Annotated in this window: 11 protein-coding genes, 1 tRNA gene and 1 pseudogene; 11 read left to right on the top strand and 2 right to left on the bottom strand. The window is 54.0% G+C overall.

Going from position 1 to position 11,148, the window contains the following annotated elements:
* The first annotated feature begins 266 nt into the window (after positions 1-266).
* The 6 genes and pseudogenes from H3L93_RS10310 to H3L93_RS13510 all read left to right on the top strand — a co-directional run.
* Complete coding sequence (locus H3L93_RS10310; protein WP_003793651.1) at positions 267-851, top strand: TrbM/KikA/MpfK family conjugal transfer protein; 585 nt, start codon at positions 267-269, stop codon at positions 849-851.
* Positions 852-876: 25 nt separating this feature from the next.
* Entirely contained in the window at positions 877-1,119 is a 243-nt protein-coding gene (locus tag H3L93_RS10305; protein WP_003793652.1) for a hypothetical protein, read from the top strand.
* Between the two features lie 214 nt (positions 1,120-1,333).
* Positions 1,334-2,119: a nucleotide-binding protein gene (locus tag H3L93_RS10300; RefSeq protein WP_003793654.1), complete on the top strand. Its 786-nt coding sequence runs from the start codon at positions 1,334-1,336 to the stop codon at positions 2,117-2,119.
* Entirely contained in the window at positions 2,116-2,610 is a 495-nt protein-coding gene (locus tag H3L93_RS10295) for a hypothetical protein (protein WP_003793655.1), read from the top strand. Before H3L93_RS10300 ends, H3L93_RS10295 begins: the two co-directional genes overlap by 4 nt.
* A gap of 13 nt (positions 2,611-2,623) precedes the next feature.
* Entirely contained in the window at positions 2,624-2,959 is a 336-nt protein-coding gene (locus tag H3L93_RS13210; RefSeq protein WP_246313973.1) for a helix-turn-helix domain-containing protein, read from the top strand.
* Positions 2,869-3,849, top strand: a pseudogene (locus tag H3L93_RS13510) (tyrosine-type recombinase/integrase); the annotation flags it as partial. The gene H3L93_RS13210 and the pseudogene H3L93_RS13510, both read left to right, overlap by 91 nt.
* A gap of 65 nt (positions 3,850-3,914) precedes the next feature.
* Here H3L93_RS13510 and H3L93_RS10285 read toward each other — a convergent pair.
* Positions 3,915-3,990 (bottom strand) — tRNA-Ile (locus H3L93_RS10285).
* A gap of 97 nt (positions 3,991-4,087) precedes the next feature.
* Between H3L93_RS10285 and H3L93_RS10280 the strand changes: the two genes are divergently transcribed.
* From H3L93_RS10280 to H3L93_RS10265, 4 genes are all read left to right on the top strand, one after another.
* Positions 4,088-4,996, top strand: a complete 909-nt coding sequence (locus H3L93_RS10280) for a LysO family transporter (protein ID WP_003793351.1) — start codon at positions 4,088-4,090, stop codon at positions 4,994-4,996.
* Positions 4,997-5,236: 240 nt separating this feature from the next.
* Positions 5,237-6,115: an SAM-dependent methyltransferase TehB gene (gene tehB / locus H3L93_RS10275; protein ID WP_003793354.1), complete on the top strand. Its 879-nt coding sequence runs from the start codon at positions 5,237-5,239 to the stop codon at positions 6,113-6,115.
* A gap of 73 nt (positions 6,116-6,188) precedes the next feature.
* Entirely contained in the window at positions 6,189-6,917 is a 729-nt protein-coding gene (locus tag H3L93_RS10270; protein WP_003793355.1) for a lytic transglycosylase domain-containing protein, read from the top strand.
* A gap of 61 nt (positions 6,918-6,978) precedes the next feature.
* Positions 6,979-7,545: a DUF2867 domain-containing protein gene (locus H3L93_RS10265; RefSeq protein ID WP_003793358.1), complete on the top strand. Its 567-nt coding sequence runs from the start codon at positions 6,979-6,981 to the stop codon at positions 7,543-7,545.
* Between the two features lie 77 nt (positions 7,546-7,622).
* Here the strand turns inward: H3L93_RS10265 and H3L93_RS10260 are convergent, their stop codons facing one another.
* Positions 7,623-9,380 carry a multidrug ABC transporter permease/ATP-binding protein gene (locus tag H3L93_RS10260; RefSeq protein WP_050755530.1) on the bottom strand — a complete coding sequence of 586 codons (1,758 nt, stop codon included), beginning with the start codon at positions 9,378-9,380 and terminating at the stop codon, positions 7,623-7,625.
* 312 nt (positions 9,381-9,692) lie between these two features.
* Here H3L93_RS10260 and H3L93_RS10255 point away from each other — a divergent pair, with 312 nt between their 5' ends.
* Positions 9,693-11,099: a DEAD/DEAH box helicase gene (locus H3L93_RS10255; RefSeq protein ID WP_003793368.1), complete on the top strand. Its 1,407-nt coding sequence runs from the start codon at positions 9,693-9,695 to the stop codon at positions 11,097-11,099.
* Positions 11,100-11,148 lie beyond the last annotated feature (49 nt).

Here is an 11,148-nt window from a genome sequence, read left to right as displayed (position 1 = left end):
AAGGTTTGAGATTAGGAAACTTAATCTTAACACGGACGGTTAGATGCTCGCCTTTCTTGGGTAGTTTGAGAATTTTGGTTTTTCAAACTACTTTTATGTTTTCAACGGGTATCAAAGCCACCCCAACGGCAGTGGAAAGCCAAAACATTGTGTGCGGTCGTGGAAAACCGAAAAACATTGTGGCAGCGATACCCCCTTTCAGGCGGTCTGAAAATCAATACATCGATTTCAGGCTGCCTTTCCTTTTTCTCAACTAGGAGATTATTATGAAATCCAAACTCGCCATTCTATTAACTGCCGCGCTGCTCGCACCCGGCATAGCATCCGCTGCGCCCGCCAACCCCGCAACCCAGCCTGATTTGCTTACAGGCGACACTAAACTCGCCTGCGAAGCCATTTTGTGCTTATCCAGTGGCACTCGCCCCAGCGAGTGCAATCCGTCTTTGCAACGCTATTTCAGCATTCATCACAAGAAACCGCACAAAACAATTCAAGCGCGGGAGAACTTTTTGAACCTTTGCCCCACATCTGGCGAGAAGGGCATTAAAGAGTTAAATCGCGCCTTGGCAAATGGTGCAGGGCGATGCGATGCCCAAGAGTTAAATCGTGTGATGCGTCGCACCATTGCCGTGCGCGAGTGCAAACCGGTTGCCAATAAAAGCGTTATGGGCAGCAGGGGCAATCGCAAACCCGTGCAAGAGTGCCAAGATGTGCAAAAAGTGGTGGTGCTCAATGCCAAACCATCCTACTGCTCCGCCTATCACAACCACGAATGGACGCGCGTAAGCGACACCGTGAAATATGTGGGCGACCCGAAACAAGGGGGCAAATGGGTGGATGTAGGGCAGTAAAGTAACACTAAGAAAAGGCGAATACATGAAAACTACTGAAGAGAAAATATCATGCGATATACACCACTATAAGCAAACCTTGCGCGAATTTTATTCAAATGCAGCAGCTATTTTGTTGGCTGCAGTAATAGGTTCTGCACTCGTTATTTGCTTTGATATATCCATAGATACCAAAGTAACTTTGGTAAAGTTGCTGATGGGTTGTGGAGTTGTGGGGATTCTTGCTGTTGTGGTGCAGTTTGTGCGATTCGCTAGTAAGAAAAGATAAAGATTTAACTCCTGCTGCGGTTTGTTTCTTCTTCCGTAGCGCTTTACGCCGCCACGATGGGCATATCGTTGGCGGCTTTTTTTGCTTTCAGGCTGCCTGAATGCTGTTGTTCACAATGCAAAAACCATTTCCGAGCTCAAAGTGGTTTTTTTCTTGTGAATAATCATTTGATTGTTGATTTTGAATTTAAATTTGAACTTAGAGAGGTTTTGAAATGAAAGAAGTGCATTTTGTTACCCAATCCAAAGGTGGCGTAGGCAAATCCTTTGTAGCTATGTTGTTGGCGCAATATTTGCAAGACCGTGCGGAAGACAAGCTTTTTTGCTTTGACACCGACCCTGATAACGCAACTTTTGCGGAATATAAAGCATTAAAGGCTAAATACATCAATATTAAAGCGGATGACCGCCCTGTGATTAACATCAAAAAATTTGACGGTTTGTTAGACACTTTAATTGATGATAAGGGCATTGCTGTGATTGATACAGGCACATCTACTTTTGACCCGTTGATGACCTATATCGCCGAAGCGAATGTGGATGCGATGTTAATCAATGAAAATGTGCGCATGGTGATGCACGTTCCGCTGAATGGTGGGCAAGCGAAAAATGAATGTATCAAAGGTTTGGCGCGGGTGTTAAGTAGCATTGATGCGCAAGTTGTTGTTTGGCTCAATGAGCATTTACATGGTGAGATTCAAGAACAAGGTAAACCGTTTGAAGAGTTTGAAATTTGCAATGCCTACCGCAACAAAATTGCAGGCATTGTTCGCATTCCAGTAATGAATGCAGATACCTATGGCGATGATATTAAACAAATGACAGAACACAATGCTACGTTCCATGAAGTTGCTAAAAGTGCTGATTTTGGACGTTGGACGCGCACCCGTTTAGCAGAGTTTCGCAACATCATTTGGGCGGAGTTAGACCGAGTGCCTTTTCTTGCCAGCCAAGCGTGGCACAAGAAACACACTTTGCCCGAAGCGGATAAGCCAGCATGAATGCAGATGCAAAACCTAACACGAAGCTGAAACTCTTGAATGCCGATGAAATCAGCACGGCGGTTTATCACCGCGCAGGGTTGAAAGTTGAACCGCATGATGTATCCATCCGCGATATGTTAATCATGCAAGCCATGTTTGCGACCGTAATGGAAAACATCCAAAAGCAGCAAATCGCACAGTTCCAACACGATATAGCCCATTTTCAGGCTGCCCTAACCGAAACTGCCACGCCGATTATTGAAGCCAGCGAAGAGCTGCAAGAGCTCAAAGCGGAAATTATTAAAGAGATTCTTGCCAGCAATGCCAAATCGCAGCAAGAAAATGAAACCAATTTGTACAACCAAATTAGCCAACGTTTGCAACAACAAACCCAGCAGCATATCCAGCAACACTGGACACGGTTTTCAGGCAGCCTGAAAACGCTTTTGCTACTGGGTTTTGTTGTACAAAGCGTTTTGCTGACGATTGTAATCGTAGTGAGCCGATAGAAAGGAAGCGTAAGTGAATAGCGAAACCTACAACGTCGCCCAAGCCGCTGCCTATCTCAAATGCCACTCCGAAACGGTGCGCGAAATGATACGCAGCGGCAAACTCGTTGCCGCCAAAATCGGGCGTAGCTATTGCATCCGCAAAATCCATCTTGACGCGCTCATTGCCGAAGCTGAAAATCAATCCGTGCAGGCATTGGCTCGCAGCAGGAGTAGACAACAATGCCCATCTATCAACGAAAAAGCGGTGTCTGGTACATTGACATTCGGGCACCGAGCGGCAGCAGAATTAGACAATCTACTGGTACGCAAAATAAACAGGAAGCACAAAAGCTGCACGATAAATTGAAACACGATTTATGGCAGCAAGAAAAGCTAGACCAAAAACCACTGAGATTATGGGAAGAAGCCGCCTTGCGCTGGTTGCATGAAAAACAGGAAAAGAAAAGCATCCAAAGCGATATTTACCGGTTGCGCGGACTTTCCATGTTTAAAGGTATCTATCTGCACAATCTAACGCGCGATTTGGTGATGCACAGTATCGCAAAAACCATGCAGGGCAAAGCCAACGCCACCAAAAACCGCTATTTGGCTTTGGTGCGCGCCATTCTGAACAAAGCAGCAAACGAATGGCTATGGATAGACAAAGCCCCCAAAATCACCCTATACCGCGAACCCAAACGCCGCATCCGCTGGCTCACGCCTGCCGAAGCCGAAAGGCTCATCGCTGCGTTGCCCGAATACATGGCAGACATGGCAACATTTAGTCTTGCCACAGGATTACGGCAAAGCAACGTTATCAATCTGCGCTGGCAACAGCTAGACTTGCAACGCGGCGTAGCATGGGTTGATGCCAGTGAAAGCAAATCGGGCAGGGCGATAGGCATTGCGCTCAATCAAACTGCCCTTAATGTTATCCAAAAACAAATGGGCAAACACAAAGAATATGTGTTCACCCATAGCAAAGGACGGCGGTTACACAGTATCAGTTCGCGCATTTGGCGCAACGCCCTAGCTGCCGCAGGCATCAGCGATTTTCGTTGGCACGACCTGCGGCATACATGGGCTAGCTGGTTGGTGCAAAAAGGCGTTCCGCTCAATGTTCTGCAAGAAATGGGCGGATGGGAAAGCATAGAAATGGTGCAACGGTATGCCCACCTTGCCCCTGAGCATCTGCATCGCCACGCAGCTTTGCTGGATGATTTGGCTTTTACCCAAGACACAAAAGACACAAATTGGGCACACGAAAATAATCCGTCAGCCAAAGAAAAAAGCCTAAACGATTGTTTAGACTTTGAAAAATCTGGTGGGTCGGGTGGGGTTCGAACCCACGACCAAGGGATTATGAGTCCCCTGCTCTAACCCCTGAGCTACCAACCCGAGTTAGAAAAAACGCGAATTATAGGGGGTTTTCAGGCTGCCGACAAGTTGGCGGCGCAAAGCAGTATAATCGCCCCCTTTTGCGCAAGGAAGGGATATGGAAAGCATCAAAACGCTTGTGCTGGTACTCACGCCCATGTTTGTCGGCTTTGCCATCCCCCTGCCCAAGCCGTATCTGAAAATGCTGGACCGCATGCTGGTGTGGCTGGTGTATGTGATTTTGCTGCTTATCGGTATCGGCTTGGCGCAGGTGGGCGGGCTGTGGTCGCTGTTGAACGACATCGCGCTGCGCGTGGCGTTGCTGTTTACGCTGCTGACTGGCTGCAATCTTGCCATGCTGTGCGCGTTTGACGGCGTGTTTCCGTGGCAGCCGCGCACGCAGGCGGCGCAAGGCACGCATCGCGTGGACATGACGGGCGGCATCAAACAGGTGGCGGTGGTGGCGTTGGGCGTGGCCATCGGCAGGCTGCTGCCGCGGGCGTGGCTGCCGCCCGATTTTGCGGCAACGGGCGCGCTGATGCTGCTGATTTTTGTGGTGGGGATGCAGTTGCGCGGCGGCGGCATTGCGCTGCGCCAAGTGTTGCTCAATCGGCGCGGTTGGCAAACGGCGCTGGTGTTTATGCTTTCTTGCGCAGTTTCAGGCTGCCTCTTTGCGTGGATGCAGCCTGAAATATCGTTGGCGCAGGGCTTGGCGATGTCGTCGGGCTATGGCTGGTATTCGCTTTCGGGCATTGTCATTACCAGCGCGTATGGGGCGCAGTGGGGCAGCGTTGCCCTGCTGAACGATTTGCTGCGCGAATTGTTTGCGCTGGTGTTCATCCCGATGATTATGCGGCGGTTTCCCAGCGCGGCGGTGGGCATCGGCGGGGCGACCAGCTTGGATTTTACGCTGCCTGTTATCCAGCAATCGGGCGGTTTGGCGGCTGTGCCTGTGGCGATTAGTTTTGGGTTTATCGTGAACCTTGCCGCGCCGATTTTGATGGTGGTGTTTTCGGCGGTGAAGTAGCTTTTCAGGCTGCCTTTGGGGAATGAGGCAGCCTGAAAACCTTTTGTAGAACACCAAAGGCAGCCTGAAAAACAAAAACCGCTTGCCGTTGCGCCTAATGTTTTTTGATTGAATGAATCGTCTTTCAGGCTGCCTAGAATGCGATAAGGCAGCCTGAAAACCACACCCGCCCCTTTCTCAGCCAAGCAAAAAACCTATATAATTCACTCTTCTAAACAAACGTTCACATCGCCTCCCATCATGTCTCCAACACACACAACCGCCCCGCTTATCGCTTACGCCTTCGCCGAATGGAACAAATCCACCCTGCCCGCCGAACTGTTTGCAGGGCAGCGCGTGCCCGAACACACATGGGCGCAGTATCAAGCCCTGTCGGGCAGCCTGAAAATCCGCAAGCTATCCGCGCAAAACGACATCCTCGCCGAACACGAACTGTGCGCGGCAAACCCCAGCGTGCAGCTTGCGCCCGACAGCGAATACCGGCTTGCCCAAGCTAGCGACGACGTGCGCGTGCAACTGGATTACTACACCACCGCCGCGCACTACATCCGCCTGCGCTACGGCTTAACCGCCACCCACAGCGAAGTCGTCCGCGCCGTGGAGCAGCATCATGTTGCCCCCTGCAAAACGCTGGACATGGGCGCAGGGCAGGGGCGCAACGCGCTGTATCTCGCCTTGCAAGGCTTTGACGTAACCGCCGTGGACACCAACCCCAATGGGCTGGCGAACATCGCCCAAATCGCCGCCGAAGAGCGCATCCCCGTCCGCACCGAGCTATACGACCTCAATCAAGCCGCGCTGCAAGAGGACTACGGCTTTATCGTCTCCACCGTAACCTTTATGTTCCTAGAACACGACCGCGTGCCCGCCATCATCGCCGATATGCAGGCGCACACGCAAAGCGGCGGCTACAACCTCATCGTCTGCGCGATGGACACGCCCGATTACCCCTGCCCGATGCCGTTTTCGTTCACCTTCCAAGAAAACGAATTGCGCGATTACTACGCAGGCTGGGAACTGCTGGACTACCGCGAGGAACTGGGCGCGATGCACGCCAAAGATGCCCACGGCAACCCCGTGCAGTTTAAATTTGTGAATATGTTGGCAAGAAAGCCGTGAGGCTGAGGCAGCCTGAAAAGCGGTTTTTCACGTTTCAGGCTGCCTTATCGTTGTTCAGATTGTTGTAAACAGTATGACGTTCACGCCCCAAAGGCAGCCTGAAACAGGCAAACCCACCCAACCCCTAACCCTACCTCAAACCATGCCCCTAACCCGCCGTCACTTCCTCCTCACCACCGCCGCCCTCGCCGCCCCCGCCCTTTTGCACGCAGGCGCGCAACGCGAAGAAACCCTGTCCGACGACGTTGCCAGCATCATGCGCCAATCCGTTGAAAACGCCAGCCCGCCGCGCCTCGTGTTTGACCGCCCCGCCGAAGGGCAACGCTGGCTCAACGAAATGTCCGCCCGCCTCGCCCGCTTTATCGACAGCGAGCTTTACCGCCGCCGCCTGCTGGTGATGATTCAATACGAAGCCAGCCGCGCTGCGCTAGACCCGCAAATCATCCTCGGGCTAATCGAAGTGGAAAGCCGCTTTCGCCAATACGCCATCAGCAACGTGGGCGCAAAAGGGCTGATGCAAGTGATGCCTTTTTGGCAACGCTACATCGGCAACGAAAGCCACAACCTGTTTGACGTGCGCACCAACCTGCGCTACGGCTGCACCATCCTGCGCCACTACGGCAACCTAGAAAACGGCAACCTCGTGCGCATGCTCGCCCGCTACAACGGCAGCTTAGGCAGCCTGAAATACCCCAACGCCGTGCTCGGCGCATATCAGCGCAACTGGCAATGGCAAGGCAGCGAACTGCCGCCGCAAACCCCCAGCCAACCCGCCGCCAACGCCTCAGGCACCGCCGTATAAGCGCGCCGCCCCAAAGGCAGCTTGAAAACCCATCCGACCACCACCCCGAAAAGGAGTTCCCATGGCACAAGTCCATATCCCCAGCCAAGCCCAACTCATCGCCCCGCAAGTGGAATGCGACTGCATCGACAGCACCCACGGCAAAGTGCTCAGCGGCACCACCGCATGGGAAGCCTACGTTGCGCTCACCTCCGAAACGCCCAAAATATTCGCCCTCGCACTGCGCGCCCGCAACGCCGTCGCCCGTCTGCTCAAAGCCGAAGCAATCAGAGGTTTTGCGGAAAAAAACCCCGACCGCGCGCCCAAAGCCGACGATTTTGTGGATTTTTTCCAAGTAGTCGGCGTAAACAACAGCCAACTGGTGCTGATGACGGAAAACGACGACCGCGCCGTTATGCTGTCGCTGGACATCACCTGCCCCGCCGCCGGCGCGCCGCCCACCCAGCTGGATGTTACCCTGTCGGGGCAGGCATACAGCAAAACAGGGCATTTCCAAATATTCTTTATGAACGTGTTTTACGGCATCGTTATGAAGCAAATGCTCGCCAACATTAAAGGCTACCAAAAACAGCATCCGCCCAAACCCAAAGCCGAAAAGAAATTTGACGACCCGTTGGCGGGGTTGTGATGCTTGCATCGCGTAAACATTGAGGCAGCCTGAAAACGGGATTTCTCGTTTTCAGGCTGCCTTTTATCGCGCCGTGCCTAGCGCAGGGTAGGGCGGTCAATTGCTACGTTCACCCCCGCGCGGCTGTGCTCATCCGCCACCGCTCTTGCCGTTTCGCTGTCCAATTCGCTTAACACGCCTTGCTTCATGGAGATGATGCGCTCGGCGTGGTGGAAATATTTGTCGTCGTGGCTGATGGCGAAGATGGTGCTACCGCTTTGTTTGAGCAGCGGCAGCAGTTGCTCGTAAAAAATACGGCGAAACTGCGGGTCTTGGTCGGCCGCCCATTCGTCCAAAATGATGATGCTGCGGTTTTCCAGCGCGGCGGCAAGCAAGCCAAGCCGCTTTTTCTGCCCTTGCGATAACTTGCTGTTGAGGATGCGGTTTTGTTCTATTTTGACTTTTTCGTCTAGTTGCAAATGGTCGAGCCAGTGGGCGATTTGGGCTTGGGCGGCGTCTTCGCCGATGCCGTCCACCAGTTGTTCAAAGATATGAAAGTCGGTGAACACGCTGGCGAACAGTTGGCGGTAGGCGGGGCGGTTTTCGGCGGTGATTTCGATGTCGTCCACAAAAATTTTGCCCGATGCGGGGGTGTACAGCCCGGCGAGCAGCATGGAGAGGGTGGATTTGCCCGAGCCGTTGCCGCCGATGAGAAACAGGGTTTCGCCGCGGTGTAGGGTGAGGTTGACGGGTTGCAGCGCAAAGGTTTGCCCGCCTTGCTGCGGGTAGGCGTAGGTGATGTTTTCCAGGCGGATGGTGCGCCAGTTTTCAGGCAGCCTGAAAGGGCTGTGGAAGGGAGTGGCGTAGTCGGCGAGCCCTAAATCGGCAAGGGCTTGCAGGGCGACTTTGCTTTGGGCGAGCAGGGGGAATGCGCTAACGGCGGAGGCAAGCGGGGCGCGCATGAACAGTAGGGTCATGGTGAGGGCGGCGGCATCGGTGTTGCTTGCCCAACCGTGGTAGCTGGCGAGGTAGTAGATGATGCCAACGGTGGCGAGCATGATGCTGTTGCCCCAGTTGAGGGCGAGGGCGTGGTAGGCATCGGCGCGGATGTGGGTGTCGCGGCGGTGGGCGGCGGCGGGCAGAAATTCTTGCTGGTAGAAGCGTTCGGCGCGGTAGCGGTTGAGGGTGAGTTCTTTGTGTCCGTTGAGGCTGGTTTCGTAGTGGCGTTGGATTTCGTCTTCGCTGCGGCGCATTTGGCGGAAGCTGGCGAAGTGGCGTTGTACGACAAAATGGGTGCCCGCTATCATCAGCAGCATCATCAGCAGGGTAACGGCAAACAGTTTGGCAGACAGCGCGAGCATATAGGCGCAGCAGGCGAGAACAAACAATGCGCCTTGCACCAGCTCGGGCAGCCGTGTAAACGCAAACGACAGGCTGCGGATGTCGCTGCCGAGGCTGGCGAGGATTTTGGGCTTGCCAATCAGCTGGATTTGTTCTTCGTGCGAATCCATGATGCGTTTGACGAGCTGGGTTTGCATCTGGCACACGAAGTTTTGCCCGATTTTGGCAAGGTGGATTTGGGCGTAGTTGGCGGCGATAAAGTAAAACGCGACCAGCAGCAAAAAGGGCAGCAGCCCGCCGCCGCTGCCTTGCAGCAGATGGCGGTTGATGTAGGACAGGATGCCGATGCCCAGCGCGCCCGACAGGGTGGTGAGCGCGAGCATCTGCAAAAACGGGCGGCGGTGTTGGGTGTAGATGAGTTTGAGCAAATCCATGGCGACGGGCGCGGTTTCAGATTGGGGAGAGCGGATTTTAGTGGAAAAAGCGTTTTCAGGCTGCCTTAATTGGGCGGGCAAAGGCAGCCTGAAAACGAACAATGGGGCAACACAATAGAAAAGCGCGCAAACAGCAAGCAGTGAATGTTTGATAAAATGCCGCCTGATTTTTCAGGCTGAAATCTTTTCAAACCCCCAAATCTATCCCGCCATCGTCATTCCCGCGCAGGCGGGAATCCGGGGAAAATCAAGCAACAGATTGTTTTTATATAAAATGACGAATATCGCGCAAGATTCCTGTTTACAGGGAGCAACGCACTTTGCTTTCAGGCTGCCTTTTAATCCAACAAACCGGCAGGCAGCCTGAAAATCCACATTCAAGAAAGAACCGCCATGACCGCATTCACCGAACTGGGCTTAGGACACGAAATCTGCACCGCCCTAGCCGAACAAAACTACCAAACCCCCACCCCCATCCAAGCCGCCGCCATCCCCAAAGCCCTAGCAGGGCACGACCTGCTCGCCGCCGCGCAAACAGGCACAGGCAAAACCGCCGCCTTTATGCTGCCCAGCTTGGAACGCCTGAAACGCTATGCCAACGCCAGCGCATCGCCCGCCATGCACCCCGTGCGGATGCTGGTGCTCACGCCCACGCGCGAGCTCGCCGACCAAATCGACCAAAACACGCAAAACTACATCAAAAATATGCCCCTGCGCCACACCGTGCTGTTTGGTGGCGTAAACATGAACAAGCAAACCGCCGAGCTGCGCGCCGGCTGCGAAATCGTCATCGCCACCGTGGGGCGGCTGCTGGACCACGTCAAACAAAAAAACATCAATTTAAGCAAAGTAGAAATCGTGGTGCTGGACGAAGCCGACCGCATGCTGGACATGGGCTTTATCGACGACATCCGTACCATCATGCAAATGCTGCCCAAGCCGCGCCAAACACTGCTGTTTTCCGCCACCTTCGCCCCCGCCATCCGCAAGCTGGCGCAAGACTTTATGAACGCGCCGCAAATTGTGGAAGTTGCCGCGCAAAACACCACCAACGCCAACGTGGAAGAGCACGTCATCTCCATAGACAGCCACCGCAAACGCGAGCTGTTGGAGCGGCTGATTGTGGATTTGAACATGAACCAAGTCATCGTGTTTTGCAAAACCAAGCAGTCTGCCGACCAAGTGTCGCGCGATTTGGTGCGCCGAGGGCTGTCTGCCAACGCCATCCACGGCGACAAATCGCAGCAAACGCGGCTGGACGTGCTCAACCAGTTCAAATCGGGCGAACTGCGCGTGCTGGTGGCGACCGACGTTGCCGCGCGCGGCTTGGACATTGCCGAGCTGCCGTTTGTGGTGAACTACGAAATGCCCACCCAAGCCGAGGATTATGTGCACCGCATCGGGCGCACAGGACGCGCGGGCGCGGACGGCGTCGCCATTTCGCTGATGGATGAAACCGAGCAAAAAATGTACGAAGCCATCAAAGCCCTAACAGGCAACGAATTGCCGATTTCGCGCATTGAAGGCTTTGAACCGCACTGGGAGCAAGCGCAGGCGGAAGGCAGCCTGAAAAACGAAAACAGCCCCCGTGCCTCATCGCGCCGCAACGAGCGTGAACCGCAAGAGCGCAGCGAAAAAAACGACCGCCGCGCCTCATCCCGCAACGAACGCAGCGGCCGCCACCAAGAAATCCCCACCGTGGATGCCAGCAAAATCCCACCGCGCACCAGCAGCCGCCGTCGCGGCAGAGAACGGCGCACTTGCGCGTTGTTGCAACGCAATTTTGGCGTGGAAGCGTAATTTCGCTGTTTGCGCCGCATAAAAAGGCAGCCTGAAAACGGGGTTTATC

Source organism: Kingella oralis (assembly GCF_014054985.1).
Classification (GTDB): Bacteria; Pseudomonadota; Gammaproteobacteria; order Burkholderiales; family Neisseriaceae; genus Kingella_B; species Kingella_B oralis.
This window is presented reverse-complemented; position numbering and strand designations above follow the sequence as displayed.